We start from the raw sequence: 20,077 nt of genomic DNA, 5'->3' as shown, positions 1-20,077 counted from the left end.
GAGAGCATCATGGCAACCGTCGCAGTCACCGACGACACTTTCGACGCCGAAGTCAAAAATTCGGACATTCCGGTTCTGGTCGATTTCTGGGCCGAATGGTGCGGCCCGTGCAAGCAGATTGGCCCTTCGCTGGAAGAGCTGTCGGATGAGATGAACGGTCGCGTGAAGATCGTCAAAGTCAACGTCGACGAGAACCCGAACTCGCCCGCCCAAGTCGGCGTGCGCGGTATCCCGGCGCTGTTCATCTTCAAGGACGGGCAGGTCGTGTCCAACCTCGCCGGTGCGCGCCCGAAGGCGGCCCTGCAAAGCTGGATCGAAGAATCCATTTAAGGCCAACGCCTTAGGCATTGAGTTACGAAAACGGGCGTCCTTCGGGGCGCCCTTTTCATTGGGGCAAAGCCGCTGGCCACTTCACCGCAAGCCTGCCCCCGCATCACGAGCGGCAGCCCTGCCCCACCCGCAACCGGCGCTGCCCTTGTCCTGCCCTGCCACGGGGGCCATATAGAGCGCCAAGCGACAGGAGGCCCCATGGCACAGAACGACGATTTCCCCGGTTGGCACGGGACCACGATCATTGGCGTCAAAAAAGGCGGCGAAGTGGTGATTGCCGGTGACGGACAGGTCAGCCTTGGCCAAACCGTGATCAAAGGCACCGCGCGCAAGGTGCGCAAGCTCAGCCCCGGCGGCTATGACGTGGTGGCGGGGTTTGCGGGCTCCACCGCGGATGCCTTCACCCTACTGGAACGACTTGAGGCCAAATTGGAAGCGACACCGGGTCAATTGGCCCGTGCCAGTGTCGAATTGGCCAAGGACTGGCGCACAGATAAATACCTGCAAAAACTCGAAGCGATGCTGATCGTGACCGACGGCAAAGACCTGCTGGTCATCACCGGCGCGGGCGATGTGCTGGAGCCGGAGCATGAGGTCGCCGCCATCGGATCGGGCGGGAACTATGCCCTCGCCGCCGCGCGCGGCATGATGGACAGCGACCGGGACGCCGAAACCATCGCCCGTGACGCCATGGCGATCGCCGCCGACATCTGCGTCTACACCAACGGCAAACTCACCGTGGAGAAAATCACCGCATGACCGACCTGACCCCCCGCGAGATCGTATCCGAACTGGACCGCTATATCATCGGCCAGAACGACGCCAAACGCGCCGTGGCCGTGGCCCTGCGCAACCGCTGGCGCCGCAAGCAATTGAGCGATGACCTGCGCGACGAAGTCTACCCGAAGAACATCCTGATGATCGGCCCCACCGGTGTCGGCAAGACTGAGATCAGCCGCCGCTTGGCGAAGCTCGCCCGCGCGCCCTTTATCAAAATCGAAGCGACAAAGTTCACCGAAGTCGGCTATGTCGGCCGCGACGTAGAACAGATCATCCGCGATCTGGTGGACAGCTCCATCGCCATGACCCGCGAGTTCATGCGCGAAGACGTTAAAGCCAAGGCCGAACAGGCCGCCGAGGACCGTGTCATCGACGCCATCGCCGGCACCGATGCCCGCGACGGCACGCGCGAGATGTTCCGCAAGAAACTACGCGCAGGTGAGCTTGACGACACGATGATCGAGCTTGAGGTCGCCGATACCTCCAGCCCCTTCCCAATGATGGACATTCCCGGCCAGCAAGGCATGGGGATGATGAATCTCGGCGATATTTTCGGCAAAGCCATGGGCGGCCGCACCACCAAGAAACGCATGGCCGTGGCCGATAGCTATGACGTGCTGGTGGGCGAAGAGGCCGACAAGCTGCTCGACGACGAAGCCGTGAACCGCGCCGCCATTGAAGCGGTCGAGCAGAACGGCATCGTTTTCCTAGATGAGATCGACAAGGTCTGCGCCCGTTCCGATGCGCGCGGTGGAGACGTTTCCCGCGAAGGGGTGCAGCGCGACCTGCTGCCGCTGATCGAAGGCACTGTGGTCTCGACGAAATATGGCCCGGTGAAGACCGACCATATCCTCTTCATCGCCTCGGGCGCGTTCCATATCGCCAAGCCTTCGGACCTTTTGCCCGAATTGCAGGGCCGTCTGCCGATCCGCGTCGAACTGCGGGCGCTGACCGAAGATGATTTCGTCCGTATCCTGACCGAGACCGACAATGCGCTGACCCGGCAGTACACCGCCCTGATGGGGACCGAGGAACTGACCGTGACCTTCACCGAAGAGGGCATCGCGGCACTGGCCAAGATCGCGGCAGAGGTTAACACCTCGGTCGAGAACATCGGCGCGCGGCGGCTTTATACGGTGATGGAACGGGTCTTCGAAGAAGTCTCCTTCGACGCGCCCGACCGCTCGGGGCAAGAGATCACCGTCGATGCCGATTTCGTTGAAAAGAACCTTGGCGAATTGACCCGCTCCACCGATCTCAGCCGCTACGTTCTTTAGGGCTTTCCTTTCCTCCATGCCCCGGCGATGAAAGGGGCATGGAATACCTCTCGTTTCTGCGGCGCAACTGGCTGTTTCTACTCGCCGGTTTCCTGCTGACCTTCACCTCGTCCTACGGGCAAACCTATTTCATTTCGCTCTTTGCGGGGGCGGTGAAGGGCGACTTTGGCCTGAGTGACGGCCAATGGGGCGGCATCTATACCATCGGCACGACGTTGTCGGCCATCACCATGGTCTGGGCCGGGGTGCTGACAGACCGTTTTCGCGTGCGAGTGCTGGCCTTTGGCGTGATGTTGGCGCTGGCGGGGGCCTGTTTGGCGATGGCGGCGGTGCCGAATTGGATCGCGCTGATCTTTGTCATCTACGCCTTGCGGCTGACCGGGCAGGGGATGATGTCTCAGCTTGGGCAGGTCGCCATGGTGCGCTGGTTCGAAGCCTCACGCGGCAAAGCGCTTTCGCTCTCTTCGATGGGTTTCGCTGCCGGTCAGGCATTTCTGCCGGTGATTTTCGTGGCGCTTTTCGCCAGCTTCCACTGGCGCAGCCTTTGGGTGCTGGCCGCCGTGCTGGTGCTGCTGACAATCCCGGTGATCCTGATGCTGCTGCGGCAAGAGCGCACCCCGCAAAGCATGGCCGATCAGGCGCAGCGCGCGGGTATGAAAGGGCGGCATTGGACCCGGGCCGAGATGTTCCGCTCGGGTCTCTTCTGGATGATTATCCCGCTGGCCATCGGCCCCGCCGCATGGGGCACGGCCCTGTTCTTTCAGCAGGTGCATCTGACCCAAGTCAAGGGATGGGCCTTGGTCGAATTCGTGGCTTTGATGCCGGTCTATACGATCTCGGCAGTGGCCTCGACCTTCCTCTCGGGCTGGGCGATCGACCGTTTCGGCGTCAGCCGCGTTGTGCCGGTGATGATGCTGCCCTTTGCCTTGTCATTCGCAGTGCTGGCCTATGCCGACACGCTCTGGGTGGCCGGGATCGGCTTGCTGATTTTCGGCATGGGGCAGGGGATGCAATCCACCGCGCCGGCGGCCTTCTGGGCGGAGTATTTCGGCACCCGCCATGTCGGGTCTATCAAGGCGGTGGCGGCGGCGCTGATGGTCTTTGGTTCGGCCATCGGGCCGGGGGTGACGGGGCTGTTCATCGACCTCGGCGTCGATTTCCCGCAGCAGATGCTGCCCATCGCGCTTTATTATCTGATTGCCGCAGGCTTGGCCGAATGGGCGATTTCGCGCTACAAACCGCTGCTGCGCGGCTAACGGTTGCGCCGCAGGTAGACGTAATAGGCCCCGCCGCCGCCGTGGCTGACATGGGCCTGTGCGACCTGTAGCACGAGACTGCTGAGCGGTGGCATCGACAGCCACTGGGGCACCTGATGGCGCAGCACGCCATCACGCACGGGGATCGGGCCACCGTCATCGCGCCGCTTGCCCTTACCGGTGATCACCAGCACCAGCCGTTTGCCCCGGGCATGAGCATCCATGATGAAACCATTGAGCGCCGGATGCGCCCGGTCAAGGGTCATGCCATGCAGGTCGATCCGGCCTTCGGGGCGCAGCTTGCCGCGTTTGAGCTTGCCGTAAGCCTTGTGGTCCATCTGAACTGGTGCGGCTTTCATCTGCTCGGCCAACGTCGGGCGCAGGTCATTGCTGCGCTTTTTCATGTTGGGCTGCGGCTTGTTGCCCTGCAGGGCGATCTTGGCGCGCCGAACCTGCGGCGGGGCAGGGGCGGGGGCGTCGATCTCAGGCGTAAACAGCTTGTTCAGCTCCAGCTTCTCGGTCCGCTCGGTCACCCGGCGCCAAAGTTCGAGATCGTCTTCGTTCAAGCGGCGCCGTTTCATATCGCGCTCTCCGGCAGGAAAGCATAGGCGCGTTGGATGGGCATCAAGACCATCATCCGCCCCGGATCACGCAGACGGCCCGCCGCGCGGCCCGCTTTGTCACCGGTGCCAAAGAATACATCCGCACGCTGCGCGCCCTTGATGGCCGAGCCTGTATCCTGCGCGACCATCAGACGGCGCAGAGGCTCCTTCCCGTCCTTCTCGATCCAGACCGGCGCGCCGAGCGGCACATGCGACGGGTCAACCGCGATGCTGCGCATGGCAGTGATGGACCGGTTCATCGCCCCCAGCGGCCCCTTATCGGCGGGCACGCGACTGACTTCGCGGAAGAAGACGTAAGACGGGTTATGGTAGAGCAATTCGCGGCCATCTTCGGGGTTGCGGCGCACCCAATTCTTGATGACATCGGCGCTGACCTGATGCGCCTCATAGACCCCGCGCCGCACCAATTCGACCCCGACCGAGCGGTAGTCATGGCCATTCGCGCCGCGGTAGCCCACCCGTAGATAGCTGCCATCGGGCAGGCGAATGCGGCCAGAGCCCTGAATTTGCAGAAAGAACAGCTCAACCGGGTCATCGACCCAAGCGATCTCAAGCCCGCGGTCGCGCATCACGTCGCCATCCAGGATCTCGCGTCTGGTGAGCCAGGGGCGGATCTGCTCGGCCTCGGGGGGCATGGCGTAGATGGGATATTGAAACCGGGCAGAGGGGTAGAGATCGCCGTCCAATTCAGGCTCGAAATACCCGGTGAAAAGCGCGTCTTTGCCATCTTCCATCAGAACGGGGCGAAAGAACAATTCGAAAAACTGCCGCGCGTCGGGGCCATCCTTTGCCAGCTTGCAGAGCGCGCGCCAATCGACATCTTTCATGTCGCCGCAGGTGCTGGTGAAAACCTCGAAGGCTGCGGCGTGGTCATCTTCGGCCCAGCCGTCGAGCTGGTCGAAGTCCATGACGGTATAATGCACCTCTGCTGCGGACGGCGTGTTCATCGACACACCGCCCAACAGCGCAAGAGCGCCAAGCGCACGCGCTACCCGTCTGTAGAAACCAACAGCCAATTCGGATCGTCCGAGCCCATGACACGGGCGAAGACCCATGTATCTTTTTGGCGTTTGATTTCGGTGCTGCTGCCCTCGACAATCTCGCCCTCGCGGTTGCGAACCTCCGAGGTCAGCTCGCCGACGAAGCGGATGGTGAGTTCGGCTTCTTTCGTGGTCTCGTCCATCTTGGCGTCGATCAGTTCCATCTCGCGCACGCCGATGAAAGTCGCCTCAATCGTCAGACCTTGGTCCTCCCGCGCGGCGACGCCGTCAACAAAGCTTTCATAAACGTCATCGGCCAAAAACGGCTGAATTTCCGCCAGATCGCCCCGCTCATAGCCCATGACGATCATCTCATAAGCGCCGCGCGCGCCTTGCAGGAAATCGCTAACGCCAAAGGACGGCTCGACCCGCTTCATCTCGGCCAAGGCCTTGCCCGAAGGGCTGTCTTCGGGAACGTGGTCGGTGATATCGAGATCCGGGCCACCTTCGATCACTTCAAACGCGGGGCCGCTGCGGGCGGTTGGCGTTTGATCGGTCACCGGGGGCTTTTCAAAACCCTCACGCGTGCCAAGCACGTTTTTCAGCCGCAGGATCAGGAATACGGCGATACCGGCAAGCACCAGAAGCTGTATCAGGGGAGAATTCATCGAAACCTCATTCAGGGGTGGCATGGAAACATGCGAGTTAAGCTCTTATGTAGGTGTTCGACCGGGGCAAGTCCACTCTGCCCCCAGCGAAAGGACCCCGCCACATGTGGCTATTGATCGCATTTATCGCCGTGCCTCTGATCGAGATCACGCTTTTCATCCAAGTCGGTGGCGCCATCGGCCTTGGCTGGACGCTGGCCGTGGTGGTTTTGACCGCCCTTTTGGGCACATGGTTGGTGCGGTCTCAGGGCGCGCTTGCGCTTGGCCAATTGCGCAGTTCCTTCAATGACTTGCGCGACCCGACCGAGCCTTTGGTGCATGGCGCGATGATCCTGTTTTCCGGCGCGCTGCTGCTGACGCCGGGGTTCTTTACCGATGCCGTCGGCTTTGCCTTTCTGGTGCCGCGCTTTCGCGCCGCCGCCTATCGCGCGATCCGCGACCGGGTGAAGGTCCAAAGCTTTGGCACCCCCGGGGGCATGGGGCCGCGGCCCGGGCCGCAACGCCGCGGCGATCCGCGCGGTGATGTGATCGACGGGGATTTTCACGAAATTCCCGAACAGCCGCGCCAGACCAAGGGCCCCTCGGGCTGGACTAAGGATTGAGCGGCCCGTGCCGACCTGTTAAGTCCGGGTAGATTTAAGAAATTCACCACAACAGGACACAGAAAATGGCAGAAAACGAAACCGCACAACCCAAGCAACCGCAGATGCGCGTGCTGGGCCAGTTCATCCGCGACATGTCGTTAGAGAACATCATGGCGCAAAAGGGTGCCCCGGCGGATGTGCAGCCCGACGTGCAGGTTCAGGTCAACCTCGACGCGAAAAAGCGTTCCGGCGAGAACCAGTATGAAACCGCGATCAAGCTGAACATTACTTCCAAAGCGAAAGACGGCGACGCGACGCTTTTCGTGCTGGAAATCGACTATGTCGGTATCTTCCAAGTCGAAAACGTACCGGAAGAGCAGATGCACCCCTATCTGCTGATCGAATGCCCGCGCATGATCTTCCCCTTCCTGCGCCGCATCGTCAGCGACGTGACCCGCGACGGTGGCTTCCCGCCGCTGAACCTTGAGAACATCGACTTCCTGTCGCTGTACCGCAACGAAGTGGCACGCCGTCAGGCCGAGAACCCGCCCAAAGCCGACGCCTAAGCGTCAGCCAAGCTGTTTCCACAGCGCGCCGTCGCCCAGTTTGCCGACAAATTCGGCATGGGCGGCGGCTTCGGCCTCTGTCAGTCGCGAGGGCAGGGGCGTGGGCCGCGGTTTCGGGGTCCAGCGCGTCTCTGGCTCGCCCGTCTTGCGCTCCGGCGCCGAAGACAGCGCGAAATCCGGCTGCCGCCCCCCAATCAGTTCCAGATATACTTCAGCCAAAATCTCACTGTCGAGCAGGGCGCCGTGCAGCGTCCGCGAGGTGTTATCAATGCCAAAGCGGCGACAGAGCGCATCAAGCGAAGCGGGCGAGCCCGGAAAGCGTTTGCGCGCGATCTCAAGCGTGTCGAGCGCTTGTTCCCACGGGATCTGCGGCAGGCCCATCCAGCGCAGTTCGGCGTTCAGAAACTTGATGTCGAAGGCCGCATTGTGGATGATCAGCTTTGAATCACCAATAAAATCGAGAAACTGCCGCCCGATCTGCGCGAACTTGGGCTTGTCGCGCAGGAAATCATCGCCCAGTCCGTGCACCTGAAAGGCTTCCTCGGGCATCGAGCGTTCGGGGTTGATGTATTGGTGATAGGTCTCGCCCGTGGCCATGTGGTTCATCAGCTCGACCGCGCCGATCTCGACGATGCGGTCGCCGCTTTCGGGGTCAAAGCCGGTGGTTTCGGTATCGAGCACGATTTCACGCATGGCGCAGTCTTTCCCTGATGTCGCGGATCACCGCCCGCACCTGCGCGCGGGCATGGTCGAGCGTGTCGGTCACTATCACATAGTCCGAGCGGGCGCACTTCTCTTCAGCGGGCATTTGCTTGGCGCGGATGGCGTCGAATTGCGCCTCTGTCATCGTGCCGCGCGCCAGTACGCGCTCGCGCTGCATCTCTGCCGCGATCGTCACGCAGGCCACCGCGTCCATCGCTGCCTCGCCGCCGGTCTCGAACAGCAGCGGGATGTCGAGAACGGCGATGTCGCTATCCGCCTGCGCCAGAAACGTCGCCCGGTCCTCGGCCACCAGTGGATGCACGATGGCCTCAATCCGGGGCAGGGCGGTCGGATCGGCGGCGATGATCTCTTTCAGCGCGGCACGAGAGACGCCACCGCCCTCGATAGCCTGCGAGAAAGCCGCCTGCATCGGCGTCACGGCAGCCCCGCCCGGGGCGTAAAGCCGGTGCACCGCCGCGTCGGCATCCCAAACGGCGCAGCCTTCCTCGGCAAACATCTTGGCCGTGGTCGATTTGCCCATGCCGATGGAGCCGGTGAGCCCGAGGTGAAACATCAGCGCAGCACCGCCGTTCGCGTGGCGCGGTCGACCTCGGGCCGCTGGCCGAACCAACGCTCGAACGCCGGGACCGCCTGATGCAACAACATGCCCAGCCCGTCGACCGTGACGCAGCCCATATTCTCAGCCGTTTCAAGCAGATGGGTGCGCAGCGGGGCGTAAACGAGATCCGTCACCACGGTGCCGGGGCGCAGCCCATCCAGCGGCACCCGCAACGCGCCTTTGCCGATCATGCCAAGCGACGTGGTGTTCACCAACAAACTGGCGTGATCGATCATATTGCCCGCCTGCACCCAATCGACGACTTTGACCCGGCCGCCGAAATCGCACTGCAACTGCTCCGCCCGGACGCGGGTGCGATTTGACAGGCAGATCTCAGGCACACCAGCATCCAAAAGCGACGAGACAACCGCCCGCGCCGCGCCCCCCGCGCCCAAGACCGCCGCCGGTCCGGCCTTCGGATCCCACTCCGGCGCACCGGCTTTGAGGTTTTCGATGAAACCGTAGCCATCCGTATTATCCGCGTGAATTTTGCCATCGGCGCGAAAGATCAACGTATTGGCCGCGCCGATCAGAGTCGCCCGGTCGGTAATGAGATCCGCAATCTCCATCACCGCTTCTTTGTGGGGGATCGTCAGGTTCACCCCGACAAAGCCCGTCTTGGGCAACGTTCTCAGCACCTCTTCCAGATCGTCGGGGGCCACATCAAGCGGCACATAATGCCCGGCGATGCCATAGGTCTCCAGCCAATGGCGATGCAACTGCGGGGATTTGGAATGCGCGATGGGCGATCCGATCACACCGGCGAGGGGGATTTTTGGCAGGCTCATGTCGTGAGGTCTCCGCGCAGCGTCAGGTAATTCAGCAGTTCAAGAAATGGCATACCGAGGACGTGAAAGTAATCCCCCTCGATCTGGGTGAAGAGCCGCACACCTTCCTCTTCCAGCTTGTAGCAGCCCACAGCGTGGCGAATGCTCTCCCAGTTTCGCGCGACGTAGTCTTCTATATAGGCGTCGCTGGCCTCACGCATCCGCAGCCGCACCTGACCGACGTGCCGCCAGAGCGGTTCACCGTCTTCATAAAGCACGGCGGCGGAAAGCAAGGAATGCCGATCCCCGCGCAGCCGGTGAAGCTGCGCAATCGCCTCGTCCTGATCATGCGGCTTGTGCAACATCTCTCCGCGATGTTCCAACACCTGATCGCAGCCCAGAACCAGTGCGCCGGGGTGCCGCTCGCTCACTTTGCGGGCTTTCATCTCGGCCAAGGTATCGGCGATGTCGCGCGGCTTGGCCTCTTCGGCCCGCAGCGCGGCAGTTATCAACTCTTCGTCGATCTTGGCCGGGATCACCTCATGCGGGATCGCGGCCTGCGCCAAGAGCTGCGCCCGGATCTCCGAGCCGGAGGCGAGGATGATTTTCTGCGGCATGTGGATAACCCTGTGATGATCTGGCGCAAATCTTGAGGATTTGTTCTGCGAGATAAAAGTTGACAGCACAAGCCCGCAGATCTCGCCCCGAGTCGCGGTTTTTGTCGCCGATTCCCACCCCGATGAATAGGGATAAACCGCTTGTGCGTATAACCACGAGACTTCACCGGTTATCCCCGCTTTGATACATTTTGTCCCCCGGAAAATACGCCAGCAAGATCCTGAGAAAATTCAACATTCGCGAATCGGGGCCGGTTTATCCACAGGGGGCCGCGAAGTTTGTTCACCTGTTGATAAGCGGCGGTATAAATCAATAATCCACAGGATTCAGACGCCCTACAATCAACTACATCTTTTCTCTTTTCTTATTTATTAAGAAAGAAGCACGCACACCGGAGCCTTCCCATGTTCGATCTTCTCAGCCTCGCTTATCCATGGATCAAAGCGCTCCATATCGTGTCGGTCATCAGTTGGATGGCAGCGCTTTTCTACCTGCCGCGGCTCTTCGTGCATCATGTCGAACAGGCGGGCTCCGCCGGGCGGATGCATGAGACTTTCGCGATGATGGAATTTAAGCTCGCTCAGTTCATCATGCGGCCCGCGATGATGGCGACATGGGTTTTCGGCCTCGCGCTCGTTCTGACGCCCGGAATCGTGGATTGGACGATGATCTGGCCATGGACCAAGGGGGCCAGTGTCATCGCCATGACGGTTTTCCACGTTTGGCTGAAAAAACAGGTCAAATCCGTCGAAAGCGGTGACAGTACCGTCACGGGCCGTCAGTTCCGGCTTTTGAACGAAGTGCCGACGCTGCTGATGATCGTGATCGTCTTCTCGGTGGTCGTGAAATTCTGAGGCAATTGACTCAAGCCGCGCTGCCGCCTATATCTGCGCCACTGTCCCGTCCGGGGCGGTTTCTGCTTGCCACATTCAAATGATCGACCAGCCCGCATTCTGCTGCGGCTGAACAGGAAGCTCCATGACAACCGAAACGCTGAACCTCGCTGATCTCAAGGCGCAGACGCCGAAAAACCTGCTCGCCATGGCCGAAGAGCTGGAGATCGAAAACGCCTCGACCATGCGTAAAGGCGAGATGATGTTCCAGATTCTCCGCGAACGTGCGGATGACGGTTGGGAGATCTCGGGCGACGGTGTGTTGGAGGTGCTGCAAGACGGATTCGGTTTTCTGCGCTCTCCCGAAGCGAACTACCTGCCGGGCCCCGATGACATCTACGTCTCGCCCGACATGATCCGCAAATGGTCGCTGCGCACCGGGGACACTATCGAGGGGCTGATCAAGGCGCCTGACGACACCGAACGCTATTTCGCGCTGACCGAGGTCACCAAAATCAACTTCGAGGCGCCCGAGAAGGCGCGCCACAAGGTCGCCTTCGAAAACCTCACCCCGCTTTACCCCGACGAGCGCCTGACGATGGAGGTCGACGACCCCACGATCAAGGACCGCTCCGCGCGGATCATCGATCTGGTCTCGCCCATCGGTAAGGGCCAACGCTCGCTGATCGTCGCCCCGCCGCGCACCGGTAAGACCGTGCTGCTGCAGAACATCGCTAACAGCATCGAGAAAAACCACCCGGAGTGCTACCTGATCGTCCTGTTGATCGACGAACGGCCCGAGGAAGTCACCGACATGCAGCGGTCGGTGAAAGGGGAGGTCGTCTCCTCCACCTTCGACGAGCCGGCCACGCGCCACGTCGCCGTTTCCGAGATGGTCATCGAAAAGGCCAAGCGCCTGGTCGAGCATAAGCGCGACGTCGTCATCCTGCTCGATTCGATCACCCGTCTGGGCCGCGCCTTCAACACCGTGGTGCCGTCCTCGGGCAAGGTCCTGACCGGTGGTGTCGACGCCAACGCCCTGCAACGCCCGAAGCGTTTTTTCGGTGCCGCGCGGAACATCGAAGAGGGCGGCTCGCTCACCATCATCGCCACCGCGCTGATCGACACCGGCAGCCGCATGGACGAGGTGATCTTTGAAGAGTTCAAAGGCACCGGCAACTCCGAGATCGTGCTGGACCGCAAGATCGCCGACAAACGCGTCTTCCCGGCGATCGACATCCTCAAGTCTGGCACCCGGAAAGAGGACCTGTTGGTCGATAAGGTGGACCTGCAGAAAACCTTTGTCCTGCGCCGCATCCTCAACCCGATGGGCACCACCGATGCTATCGAATTCCTGCTCGGCAAGCTCAAGCAAACCAAGTCGAATTCTGACTTCTTCGACTCCATGAACACCTGAGTTATTTCGTAATAACAATAGGTTAGTGAAATATGGACACGATATTCGCCCAAGCGTCAGCGCCGGGCCGAGCTGGGGTTGCGGTGATCCGCATTTCCGGCCCGCAGGCCTTCGCAATCGCGCAGGAGATTTCCGGAAAACGTCCTGAGGGGCGCGAAAGCGTGTTGCGAAACCTCCGCGGCACGGGTGGAGAGGTTATCGACCAAGCTCTGGTCCTGAGCTTCCCCGGGCCAAATTCCTTCACCGGCGAAGATGTGGTCGAATTTCAACTGCATGGTTCCATCGCCGTGGTCCGGGCGATGCTTTCCCTGCTGTCGACCTTCCCCGAAACTCGGATGGCTGAAGCGGGGGAATTCACCCGTCGTGCGCTAGAGAATGAAAAGCTGGATCTCGCGCAGGTCGAAGGGCTGGCGGATCTCATCGAAGCCGAAACGGAAGCGCAGCGAAAGCAAGCGCTTCGCGTTTTATCGGGCCACCTCGGCGCACGCGTCGAAGATTGGCGGAAAGACTTGATCCGCGCCGCTGCGCTTCTGGAGGCCACGATCGACTTCGCGGACGAAGAAGTGCCCGTCGACGTCACCCCCGAGGTGGAGGCGCTGCTCTCGAAAGTCGGCAAGGAATTGCAAGACGAAGCGGAAGGCACCTATGCCGCTGAACGGGTTCGAAATGGCTTCGAAGTCGCGATCATCGGTGCGCCAAATGCGGGTAAGTCGACGCTTTTGAATGCGCTAGCCGGACGTGACGCTGCGATCACCTCAGAAATCGCAGGCACTACCCGCGATGTCATCGAAGTTCGAATGGACCTCGGCGGGCTGCCGGTCACCCTGTTGGATACGGCGGGTCTGCGTGAGAGCGAAGATAAAGTTGAAGCCATCGGGATCGAGCGCGCAATCGAACGCGCCGGGGTGGCGGATCTGCGGGTGTTCCTCGCGGCGCCGGGTGAGGCCCTGGTGCTTACACCGGAGGAAGAGGATATTGTTCTCCAGCCGAAAGCAGATCTCGTTGGTATTGAGGCGAACGCTATCTCAGGGAAGACCGGGCATGGCGTTTCAGAACTTATTGACCGCATTCAATCTACACTCTCGGAACGCAGTTCGAGCATCGGACTGGCAACCCATGAGCGGCATCGCGTCGCTTTGCAGCAAGCCGTCTCGTGTTTGGCTGAAGTAGATGTTATCCTGACCCGAGGACCTGATTTCTATGATTTGGCCGCTGCGGAGCTTCGGTTCGGGATCCGAGCGCTGGAAACCCTTGTTGGCCGCATAGACGTCGAGAACCTGCTGGGTGAGATTTTCACCAGCTTTTGCGTAGGTAAATGATGGAGTGTTTCACGTGAAACATTTTGATGTGATCGTGATCGGTGGGGGGCACGCGGGCGCCGAAGCAGCGCACGCTTCGGCACGGCTCGGCGCACAAACAGCGCTCGTCACGATGAGCCGCGATGGGATCGGCGTCATGTCCTGTAACCCTGCGATCGGCGGTCTGGGAAAGGGGCATTTGGTCCGAGAGATCGACGCAATGGACGGCGTGATGGGCCGTGTTGCCGATAAAGCTGGTATCCAATTCCGCCTCCTAAACCGTCGAAAAGGCCCCGCGGTTCAGGGCCCTCGCGCTCAGGCTGACCGGAGAATCTACCGGATAGAGATGCTGCGCGAGATTGAGGCTCAAGCTAACCTTGACATCATTGAAGGAGAGGTTACCGACTTCGTGATGGACGGCGAAGTCGTTGCCGGCGTAGTCTTGGCCGACGGAACGAACATCAAGGCGACATCCGTCGTTCTTACGACGGGGACCTTCCTCCGTGGTGTCATTCATATCGGCGATGCATCGCACGAAGGCGGCCGCATGGGGGACAAAGCGTCGGTCAAGCTGGCCGAACGCATTGATTCCTTTAATCTCCCGATGGGCCGGCTAAAGACGGGTACACCGCCCCGACTGGATGGCCGTACGATCAACTGGGATATTTTGGAAGCCCAACCCGGGGACGATGCCCCCGTTCTGTTTTCCTTTCTGTCCGACAAGGTTTCAGCGCCCCAGGTCGTCTGCGGTATTACCCATACGAACGCTATAACTCATCAGATCATCAGAGAGAATCTCGATAGGTCCGCAATGTATGGCGGGCATATCGATGGGGTAGGCCCGCGCTATTGCCCTTCGATCGAAGATAAGGTTGTCCGTTTTGCCGATAAAGACTCGCATCAGGTTTTTCTAGAGCCCGAAGGCACGGATGATCATACGGTCTACCCGAACGGCATTTCGACCTCCCTCCCGGCAGATGTGCAGGAAGCCTATGTCCGGAGCATGGTCGGCCTCGAAAACGCAACTATTCTGCAACCCGGTTACGCCATCGAGTACGACTACGTCGATCCGCGCGCTCTTTCATCAACGCTTGCGGTCCGTACCGTACCCGGCCTCTATCTCGCCGGACAGATTAATGGTACGACGGGCTATGAGGAAGCGACCGCGCAGGGACTGGTAGCAGGCTTGAATGCAGCTCTTAGCGCCCAAGGCCGGGATGCGGTGACATTTACCCGTTCCGAAAGCTATATTGGGGTAATGGTCGATGATCTGACGACCCGGGGCGTTACAGAACCCTACCGGATGTTCACATCTCGGGCCGAGTTCCGCCTGTCGCTACGGGCAGACAATGCGGATCAGCGGCTAACTCCTCTGGCGATTCAATTAGGCTGTATCTCTGACGCGCGCCGAGACAGCTTTGAGAAGAAGGTTTCCTCCCTAGAGGAGACAAAAGCGAAGCTGGAAGGTACGGAGTATACGCCGAAAGAGCTTGCGAGCGCCGGCATCAAAGTCAACCAGGATGGTGCAAAGCGTAGCGGCTATCAGGTTCTCGCGTTTCCCGATGTAGAGTTTGAAGACTTGCTGCCACTTGATCCCAGCCTGGAAGAAACTCCATTCGAAATACGTCGACAGATTGAGCGGGACGCGCTCTACGCAACCTACATCGCTCGACAACAGAAAGAGATCGATGTGCTTAAGAAAGATGAGAACGTTCGTATACCGTCTGATTTTTCCTTCGATGATCTTGCAGGCCTTTCTAACGAGCTGAAGTCGAAGGTATCTTCCGCGCGTCCGGAAACAATGGCACAGGCGGCTCGCATTGATGGAATGACACCAGCCGCGCTGACTTTGATACTTGCTCGTGTGAAGCGCGGGGCCGGAAAGAAGTCAGCATGAGCACTGAAAATGACCTCGATGTTTCACGTGAAACATTTGAAAAGCTGAAAGCCTTTGCCGAACTGGTGAGGAAATGGAATCCGAAGATTAACTTGGTTTCCAAGAGCAGCTTGGACGACCTGTGGTCTCGCCATATTCTGGATTCTGTCCAAATCTTTGAGCTTGCTACGGGCCGAGGGAAATGGATAGACCTCGGTAGCGGCGGAGGTTTCCCGGGCATCGTTATTTCGATCCTCAATCAAGAAGAACGCAATTTCGATGTAGTCATGGTTGAAAGTGATCAAAGGAAATCGGCTTTCCTGCGGACCGCCATTCGAGAACTTGATCTTGCGGCAAAGGTGAAAACCGAGAGAATTGAAGAACTCGAATGTCTCGAAGCAGACGTGCTATCTGCTCGCGCTTTAGCCGATCTGACGAAGCTGTTAGGGTTCGCCGATTTGCATCTTAAACGCGGAGGCATTGCACTTTTCCCTAAAGGTCAAAGCTGGCAGCGTGAAGACCTAGAGGCGCGGCAGGATTGGACTTACGACCTAGAGACGGTAACCAGCAAGACCAATTCGGACGCTGCCATTCTAAAGATTAAGGATATCGCCCGTGTCTGACCTTTCTCGTCCAGCTGGACCGAAAATCATTGCCATTGCAAACCAGAAGGGCGGCGTTGGTAAAACGACGACGACGATCAATCTTGCCGCTGCGCTTGCGGAAGCTGGGAAGCGTATTCTGGTTGTTGATCTGGATCCGCAGGGCAATGCTTCTACGGGTCTTGGCATCGAAGTCGAAGATCGCGAATTTACGACATATGATCTCTTGCTGGACGATAGCCTTCCGCAGGATGTTATCCAGCGGACAGAAACGGAAGGGTTGCTCATCGTTCCGGCGACGGTTGACCTCAGCTCCGCGGATATCGAACTCTTTTCGAATGAGAAAAGAAGTTTCCTTCTGCATGATGCGCTAAGGCAAACCCAGATGGATCAGTTTGAGTTTGATTACATCTTGATTGATTGCCCGCCTTCGCTCAACCTATTGACCGTAAATGCGATGATCGCAGCGCATTCGGTTCTGGTGCCTTTGCAGAGCGAATTTTTCGCACTGGAAGGGCTTTCCCAGCTTATGCTGACGATAAGAGAGGTTCGGCAAAGCGGAAATAAAGACCTGCGGATTGAGGGCGTTCTACTGACCATGTATGATCGCCGCAATAATCTGTCGCAACAGGTTGAGAATGACGCGCGGGCGAACCTTGGTGAACTGGTGTTCCAAACCGTGATTCCGCGTAATGTTCGGGTCAGCGAAGCGCCGAGCTTTGCCATGCCCGTTTTGAGTTATGATCCCACATCGAAAGGGGCCCAAGCCTACCGCGATTTGGCGGCGGAGTTGACAAGAAACAATGGTTAATAAGGTGGCAGTATGGCAGACAAACAAGAGCGCAAACGGGGCCTTGGCCGGGGGCTTTCGGCACTGATGGCGGATGTAGCGGAGACCGAGAGCGTGGCCGCCAAGGGGGCCGCGGCGGCGGAGCAGTTCGTTCCGATCGAGCGAATCAAACCGAACCCGGATCAGCCTCGTAAGCGGTTTGAGCAAGAGCATCTTGATGATCTGGCTGCCTCAATTAAAGAAAAGGGGGTCATTCAGCCCCTGATCGTCCGCGCTTTGGCCGATGGCAATTTCGAGATCGTCGCGGGTGAACGGCGTTGGCGCGCCTCGCAGATCGCAAAGGTCCATAGCCTTCCGGTGATCGTGCGCGAGTTCACCGATGTCGAAGTGCTTGAAGTTGCGATCATCGAGAACATTCAGCGGGCGGATCTGAACTCGGTCGAAGAGGCGGCGGGCTATCGGCAGTTGATGGATAAGTTCGGCCACACGCAAGAGAAAATGGCGGAGGCGCTTGGTAAAAGCCGGAGCCACATCGCGAATCTTTTGCGACTGTTGAACCTGCCGGATCCGGTACAGGAAATGGTGCGCCAGAATGAACTGAGCGCGGGCCATGCACGGGCGCTGATTCCGGCGAAGGATCCGCTGAAACTGGCGCAGCAGGTCATCAAAGGCGGCCTTTCCGTCCGCGCGACTGAGGCTTTGGTCAAGAAAGAGCAGGCCGGTGAGCGCGGTAATATGGTAAATAAAGAGCGTCTCTCGCAGCGCCCAGAGAAGGATGCCGATACACAGGCGCTCGAAGGCGATCTGTCAGCCAACCTCGGTATGAAGGTTAGTTTGGACCATAAACCGGGTCAGGAAGCGGGTAAGGTGACGTTGCACTATACCACGCTTGACCAGCTGGATGAGATCTGCCGCCTGTTGGGCGGCTCTTAAGGCAGAAGCGTTTCGATCACGGCGTTTAGGACGATAACGCCTTGATCTGAAACGATTAACCTGTCTTTCTCGCGTGTTGCCATGCCGATGTCTCGCAGGTGATTGACGGCCTTTTCGTCGATCTCATGACCGGCAATGTCGGCGTAGCGGGTGAGGTCGACGCCTTCTTTGAGGCGCAGGCCCATCAGGAGAAACTCGGTCGCCTGTTCGCTTCGGCTTAGGGCGGTCCGGGGTTTCTCCGCTTCGCCTTTTGCGACGCCGTCGAGCCACCGCTGTGGATTGCTATATGCAACTGTCGCGAATTTCTGTCCGTCCAGCGTCAGCCGCCCATGAGCGCCGGGGCCGATGCCGATATAATCCCCATAGCGCCAATAGATCAGGTTGTGACGCGATTGGGCGCCATCCCGAGCGTGGTTTGACACCTCGTAAGCGGGCATGCCCATGTCGTTGCAGATGTCTTGGGTCAGGGTGAACATATCGGCGCCGAGATCTTCGTCGGGCAGGCCACGAAGTTTTCCGCGGGCGTAACGGTCGCCAAAGGCGGTGCCTTGTTCGATCGTGAGCTGATAGAGCGAAATATGGTCTATCGCGAGGGATAGAGCCTGTTTCAACTCGGCTTCCCATTCTCCGGCGGATTGGTCTTGCCGCCCATAGATTAGATCAAAGCTCACGCGGTCAAAGGTATTGCGGGCGATGTCGAAGGCGGTCATTGCTTCTTTTGCCGTATGCAGACGGCCCAAACGTTTGAGATCCGGATCGTTCAGTGCCTGAATGCCCATGGAAACGCGTGATACACCGGCTTGCCGATAGGCGGCAAAGCGGCCCGCTTCGACCGAGCCGGGGTTGGCTTCGAGGGTGATTTCTAGATCGTTCGCCGTGGGCCAGTGCCGCCGGATGGCGTTGATGATGTCTGCGACGACATCGGGGTCCATTAGACTTGGAGTGCCGCCGCCGAAAAAGACCGCATTGAGCACGCGCCCCGGTGTCTCATCCGCAGCGCGCTGAAGCTCGGCGAGATAGGCATCCCGCCAAGCGGCTTGGTCGATCCGGCGGCTAACGTGGCTGTTAAAGTCGCAATAGGGACATTTCGCCTCGCAAAATGGCCAATGGATATAGAGGCCGAAGCCGCCCTGTTGCCAATCTTCAGCCAAAACAGCCCGCAATCAGTTTCGCAAAGGCATCGGCGCGGTGGCTGATGCTGTTTTTCTGCTCGGCGTGCATTTCGGCAAAGGTGACCTCATGGCCGTCAGGTTGAAACATCGGGTCATAGCCGTGACCCTGTTCGCCGCGCATCGGCCAAACCAGCGTGCCGTACACCTTGCCCGCGAAAACCTCGTCATGGCCGTCGGGCCATGCCAGCACCAGTGTCGCGCAGAAACGGGCGCGGCGGGGGTGGGGGGCGTTCTTTTCTTCCAGCAGATTGCGCGTCTTGGTCATGGCCATGACGAAGTCGCGGCCATTCTCCGCTTCGGCCCAATCGGCGGTATAGACGCCGGGCGCATTGTCGAGCGCTTCGACTTCGATGCCGGAATCGTCGGCCAATGCAGGCAGGCCGGTCGCCTTGGCGGCGGCATGCGCCTTGATCCGGGCGTTGCCCACGAAGGTCGTCTCGGTCTCTTCCGGCTCGGGCAGGTTCATCTCTGCCGCGCCGACCACCTCGACCCCGTGGGGGGCGAAGAGCTGGCGCATCTCTGCGAGTTTGCCCGCGTTATGGGTGGCGATCAGAATGCGATTTTCGGTGAACTTGCGGGTCATGGGGTAACCGATTTTTGGATGGTGGCCAGTTCGCCGACGCCTTTTTCGGCCAGGTCCATCAGCTGGTTCATCTGGTCGCGGGTATAGGTCGAGCCTTCGGCGCTCATCTGCACTTCGATCAGCTTGCCGGATCCGGTCATGATGAAGTTGCCATCGACGCCGGCCTCGGAATCCTCGGGGTAGTCGAGGTCGAGCACCGGCTGGCCTGCGTAGATGCCGCAGCTTACCGCCGCGACCGGATCGACCAGCGGGTCAGAAACGACATCGCCCGCCTTCATCAGCTTGTTCACGGCCAGACGCAGGGCAATCCAACCGCCGGTGATGGACGCGCAGCGGGTGCCGCCATCGGCTTGCAGCACGTCACAATCGACGGTGATCTGACGCTCGCCCAAGGCGGAGCGGTCGACCCCGGCGCGCAGGGCGCGGCCGATCAGGCGCTGAATTTCGACCGTGCGACCCCCTTGTTTGCCGGAGGCGGCTTCGCGACGCATCCGTGTGTTGGTGGCGCGGGGCAACATGCCGTATTCGGCGGTGACCCAGCCCAGACCGGAGCCTTTGATGAAGGGCGGCACGCGGTCTTCGATCGTCGCGGTGCAGAGCACATGGGTATCGCCCATCTTGATCAGGGCCGACCCTTCGGCGTGTTTGGTGAAACCTGTCTCGATCGAGACGGCGCGCATTTCATCGAGTTTCCGGCCAGAGGGACGCATGACATATCCTTTTTGATGTTGCCCGGGGATACCGCCCCACGAGGCTTTGATGCAACCCCGATTGACGTTTGCCCGGCTTGTACCTTTATTAGA

23 protein-coding genes are annotated in these 20,077 nt (G+C 59.7%); 13 read left to right on the top strand and 10 right to left on the bottom strand.

Annotation, left to right across the window (positions count from 1 at the left end):
• Positions 1–9: 9 nt before the first annotated feature.
• The 4 genes from trxA to J7392_RS07100 all read left to right on the top strand — a co-directional run bounded on the left by trxA (position 10) and on the right by J7392_RS07100 (position 3,643).
• Positions 10–330 (top strand): thioredoxin, encoded by a 321-nt coding sequence (trxA, locus tag J7392_RS07115; RefSeq protein WP_007118424.1) that lies wholly within the window; start codon positions 10–12, stop codon positions 328–330.
• A 198-nt stretch (positions 331–528) separates the two neighbouring features.
• A complete protein-coding gene (gene hslV, locus J7392_RS07110) occupies positions 529–1,089 on the top strand; it encodes an ATP-dependent protease subunit HslV (protein WP_067623712.1) in 561 nt (186 codons plus the stop codon).
• On the top strand, positions 1,086–2,387 hold the full coding sequence (gene hslU, locus J7392_RS07105; RefSeq protein ID WP_067267727.1) for an ATP-dependent protease ATPase subunit HslU: 1,302 nt from the start codon (positions 1,086–1,088) through the stop codon (positions 2,385–2,387). The genes hslV and hslU overlap by 4 nt, the downstream gene beginning before the upstream one ends.
• Positions 2,388–2,425: 38 nt before the next feature.
• Positions 2,426–3,643 carry an MFS transporter gene (locus J7392_RS07100; RefSeq protein WP_209216915.1) on the top strand — a complete coding sequence of 406 codons (1,218 nt, stop codon included), beginning with the start codon at positions 2,426–2,428 and terminating at the stop codon, positions 3,641–3,643.
• On the opposite strand, the gene J7392_RS07095 is transcribed toward J7392_RS07100, so the two are convergent.
• The 3 genes from J7392_RS07095 to J7392_RS07085 are packed head-to-tail and all read right to left on the bottom strand — an operon-like array spanning position 3,640 to position 5,914.
• The gene (locus J7392_RS07095) at positions 3,640–4,224 is read right to left on the bottom strand and encodes a Smr/MutS family protein (RefSeq protein WP_209216914.1); all 585 of its coding nucleotides are present in this window, start codon (positions 4,222–4,224) and stop codon (positions 3,640–3,642) included. The genes J7392_RS07100 and J7392_RS07095 overlap by 4 nt on opposite strands.
• Positions 4,221–5,213 (bottom strand): MltA domain-containing protein, encoded by a 993-nt coding sequence (locus tag J7392_RS07090; RefSeq protein WP_209216913.1) that lies wholly within the window; start codon positions 5,211–5,213, stop codon positions 4,221–4,223. Before J7392_RS07090 ends, J7392_RS07095 begins: the two co-directional genes overlap by 4 nt.
• A gap of 41 nt (positions 5,214–5,254) precedes the next feature.
• On the bottom strand, positions 5,255–5,914 hold the full coding sequence (locus J7392_RS07085) for a Tim44/TimA family putative adaptor protein (RefSeq protein ID WP_209216912.1): 660 nt from the start codon (positions 5,912–5,914) through the stop codon (positions 5,255–5,257).
• A gap of 104 nt (positions 5,915–6,018) precedes the next feature.
• On the opposite strand from J7392_RS07085, the gene J7392_RS07080 reads away from it, so the two are divergent.
• Both J7392_RS07080 and secB read left to right on the top strand, forming a co-directional pair.
• Positions 6,019–6,516, top strand: a complete 498-nt coding sequence (locus J7392_RS07080; RefSeq protein WP_209216911.1) for an FxsA family protein — start codon at positions 6,019–6,021, stop codon at positions 6,514–6,516.
• A gap of 65 nt (positions 6,517–6,581) precedes the next feature.
• Positions 6,582–7,064, top strand: coding sequence for a protein-export chaperone SecB (gene secB, locus J7392_RS07075; RefSeq protein WP_209216910.1), 483 nt, complete (start codon positions 6,582–6,584; stop codon positions 7,062–7,064).
• A 3-nt stretch (positions 7,065–7,067) separates the two neighbouring features.
• Here secB and dnaQ read toward each other — a convergent pair whose 3' ends face one another.
• The 4 genes from dnaQ to J7392_RS07055 are packed head-to-tail and all read right to left on the bottom strand — an operon-like array spanning position 7,068 to position 9,769.
• Positions 7,068–7,757, bottom strand: a complete 690-nt coding sequence (gene dnaQ, locus J7392_RS07070; protein ID WP_209216909.1) for a DNA polymerase III subunit epsilon — start codon at positions 7,755–7,757, stop codon at positions 7,068–7,070.
• Complete coding sequence (gene coaE / locus J7392_RS07065; protein WP_209216908.1) at positions 7,750–8,340, bottom strand: dephospho-CoA kinase; 591 nt, start codon at positions 8,338–8,340, stop codon at positions 7,750–7,752. The genes dnaQ and coaE overlap by 8 nt, the downstream gene beginning before the upstream one ends.
• On the bottom strand, positions 8,340–9,173 hold the full coding sequence (locus J7392_RS07060) for a shikimate dehydrogenase (RefSeq protein ID WP_209216907.1): 834 nt from the start codon (positions 9,171–9,173) through the stop codon (positions 8,340–8,342). Before J7392_RS07060 ends, coaE begins: the two co-directional genes overlap by 1 nt.
• The gene (locus J7392_RS07055; RefSeq protein ID WP_209216906.1) at positions 9,170–9,769 is read right to left on the bottom strand and encodes a nucleoside triphosphate pyrophosphatase; all 600 of its coding nucleotides are present in this window, start codon (positions 9,767–9,769) and stop codon (positions 9,170–9,172) included. Before J7392_RS07055 ends, J7392_RS07060 begins: the two co-directional genes overlap by 4 nt.
• Positions 9,770–10,174: 405 nt before the next feature.
• Here J7392_RS07055 and J7392_RS07050 point away from each other — a divergent pair, with 405 nt between their 5' ends.
• The 7 genes from J7392_RS07050 to J7392_RS07020 all read left to right on the top strand — a co-directional run bounded on the left by J7392_RS07050 (position 10,175) and on the right by J7392_RS07020 (position 17,519).
• Positions 10,175–10,624, top strand: a complete 450-nt coding sequence (locus J7392_RS07050) for a CopD family protein (protein WP_067267858.1) — start codon at positions 10,175–10,177, stop codon at positions 10,622–10,624.
• Between the two features lie 124 nt (positions 10,625–10,748).
• Positions 10,749–12,020 carry a transcription termination factor Rho gene (rho, locus tag J7392_RS07045; protein WP_067267859.1) on the top strand — a complete coding sequence of 424 codons (1,272 nt, stop codon included), beginning with the start codon at positions 10,749–10,751 and terminating at the stop codon, positions 12,018–12,020.
• A gap of 32 nt (positions 12,021–12,052) precedes the next feature.
• Entirely contained in the window at positions 12,053–13,339 is a 1,287-nt protein-coding gene (gene mnmE / locus J7392_RS07040) for a tRNA uridine-5-carboxymethylaminomethyl(34) synthesis GTPase MnmE (protein ID WP_209216905.1), read from the top strand.
• A 13-nt stretch (positions 13,340–13,352) separates the two neighbouring features.
• Positions 13,353–15,215, top strand: a complete 1,863-nt coding sequence (mnmG, locus tag J7392_RS07035; protein ID WP_209216904.1) for a tRNA uridine-5-carboxymethylaminomethyl(34) synthesis enzyme MnmG — start codon at positions 13,353–13,355, stop codon at positions 15,213–15,215.
• Entirely contained in the window at positions 15,212–15,817 is a 606-nt protein-coding gene (rsmG, locus tag J7392_RS07030; protein WP_209216903.1) for a 16S rRNA (guanine(527)-N(7))-methyltransferase RsmG, read from the top strand. The genes mnmG and rsmG overlap by 4 nt, the downstream gene beginning before the upstream one ends.
• Positions 15,810–16,607, top strand: coding sequence for a ParA family protein (locus J7392_RS07025; RefSeq protein WP_209216902.1), 798 nt, complete (start codon positions 15,810–15,812; stop codon positions 16,605–16,607). Before rsmG ends, J7392_RS07025 begins: the two co-directional genes overlap by 8 nt.
• Before the next feature lie 12 nt (positions 16,608–16,619).
• The gene (locus J7392_RS07020) at positions 16,620–17,519 is read left to right on the top strand and encodes a ParB/RepB/Spo0J family partition protein (RefSeq protein ID WP_209216901.1); all 900 of its coding nucleotides are present in this window, start codon (positions 16,620–16,622) and stop codon (positions 17,517–17,519) included.
• Here the strand turns inward: J7392_RS07020 and hemW are convergent.
• From hemW to rph, 3 genes are read right to left on the bottom strand one after another with little or no spacing between them, the layout of a single operon-like run.
• Entirely contained in the window at positions 17,516–18,670 is a 1,155-nt protein-coding gene (gene hemW / locus J7392_RS07015) for a radical SAM family heme chaperone HemW (RefSeq protein ID WP_209216900.1), read from the bottom strand. The two genes, J7392_RS07020 and hemW, sit on opposite strands and share 4 nt — an antisense overlap.
• Complete coding sequence (rdgB, locus tag J7392_RS07010) at positions 18,663–19,274, bottom strand: RdgB/HAM1 family non-canonical purine NTP pyrophosphatase (protein ID WP_209216899.1); 612 nt, start codon at positions 19,272–19,274, stop codon at positions 18,663–18,665. The genes hemW and rdgB overlap by 8 nt, the downstream gene beginning before the upstream one ends.
• Positions 19,271–19,984: a ribonuclease PH gene (gene rph / locus J7392_RS07005; RefSeq protein ID WP_209216898.1), complete on the bottom strand. Its 714-nt coding sequence runs from the start codon at positions 19,982–19,984 to the stop codon at positions 19,271–19,273. Before rph ends, rdgB begins: the two co-directional genes overlap by 4 nt.
• Between the last annotated feature and the right edge of the window lie 93 nt (positions 19,985–20,077).

This window comes from Sulfitobacter sp. R18_1, assembly GCF_017743915.1.
GTDB classification, from domain to species: Bacteria; Pseudomonadota; Alphaproteobacteria; order Rhodobacterales; family Rhodobacteraceae; genus Sulfitobacter; species Sulfitobacter faviae.
This window is presented reverse-complemented; position numbering and strand designations above follow the sequence as displayed.

What these genes read in the sequence shown, in the direction of transcription:
- trxA (WP_007118424.1), top strand. Translation starts at nt 10, where the DNA reads ATGGCAACCGTCGCAGTCACCGACGACACTTTCGACGCCGAAGTCAAA.
- hslV (WP_067623712.1), top strand. Translation starts at nt 529, where the DNA reads ATGGCACAGAACGACGATTTCCCCGGTTGGCACGGGACCACGATCATT.
- hslU (WP_067267727.1), top strand. Translation starts at nt 1,086, where the DNA reads ATGACCGACCTGACCCCCCGCGAGATCGTATCCGAACTGGACCGCTAT.
- J7392_RS07100 (WP_209216915.1), top strand. Translation starts at nt 2,426, where the DNA reads ATGGAATACCTCTCGTTTCTGCGGCGCAACTGGCTGTTTCTACTCGCC.
- J7392_RS07095 (WP_209216914.1), bottom strand. Translation starts at nt 4,224, where the DNA reads ATGAAACGGCGCCGCTTGAACGAAGACGATCTCGAACTTTGGCGCCGG.
- J7392_RS07090 (WP_209216913.1), bottom strand. Translation starts at nt 5,213, where the DNA reads ATGAACACGCCGTCCGCAGCAGAGGTGCATTATACCGTCATGGACTTC.
- J7392_RS07085 (WP_209216912.1), bottom strand. Translation starts at nt 5,914, where the DNA reads ATGAATTCTCCCCTGATACAGCTTCTGGTGCTTGCCGGTATCGCCGTA.
- J7392_RS07080 (WP_209216911.1), top strand. Translation starts at nt 6,019, where the DNA reads ATGTGGCTATTGATCGCATTTATCGCCGTGCCTCTGATCGAGATCACG.
- secB (WP_209216910.1), top strand. Translation starts at nt 6,582, where the DNA reads ATGGCAGAAAACGAAACCGCACAACCCAAGCAACCGCAGATGCGCGTG.
- dnaQ (WP_209216909.1), bottom strand. Translation starts at nt 7,757, where the DNA reads ATGCGTGAAATCGTGCTCGATACCGAAACCACCGGCTTTGACCCCGAA.
- coaE (WP_209216908.1), bottom strand. Translation starts at nt 8,340, where the DNA reads ATGTTTCACCTCGGGCTCACCGGCTCCATCGGCATGGGCAAATCGACC.
- J7392_RS07060 (WP_209216907.1), bottom strand. Translation starts at nt 9,173, where the DNA reads ATGAGCCTGCCAAAAATCCCCCTCGCCGGTGTGATCGGATCGCCCATC.
- J7392_RS07055 (WP_209216906.1), bottom strand. Translation starts at nt 9,769, where the DNA reads ATGCCGCAGAAAATCATCCTCGCCTCCGGCTCGGAGATCCGGGCGCAG.
- J7392_RS07050 (WP_067267858.1), top strand. Translation starts at nt 10,175, where the DNA reads ATGTTCGATCTTCTCAGCCTCGCTTATCCATGGATCAAAGCGCTCCAT.
- rho (WP_067267859.1), top strand. Translation starts at nt 10,749, where the DNA reads ATGACAACCGAAACGCTGAACCTCGCTGATCTCAAGGCGCAGACGCCG.
- mnmE (WP_209216905.1), top strand. Translation starts at nt 12,053, where the DNA reads ATGGACACGATATTCGCCCAAGCGTCAGCGCCGGGCCGAGCTGGGGTT.
- rsmG (WP_209216903.1), top strand. Translation starts at nt 15,212, where the DNA reads ATGAGCACTGAAAATGACCTCGATGTTTCACGTGAAACATTTGAAAAG.
- J7392_RS07020 (WP_209216901.1), top strand. Translation starts at nt 16,620, where the DNA reads ATGGCAGACAAACAAGAGCGCAAACGGGGCCTTGGCCGGGGGCTTTCG.
- rdgB (WP_209216899.1), bottom strand. Translation starts at nt 19,274, where the DNA reads ATGACCCGCAAGTTCACCGAAAATCGCATTCTGATCGCCACCCATAAC.
- rph (WP_209216898.1), bottom strand. Translation starts at nt 19,984, where the DNA reads ATGCGTCCCTCTGGCCGGAAACTCGATGAAATGCGCGCCGTCTCGATC.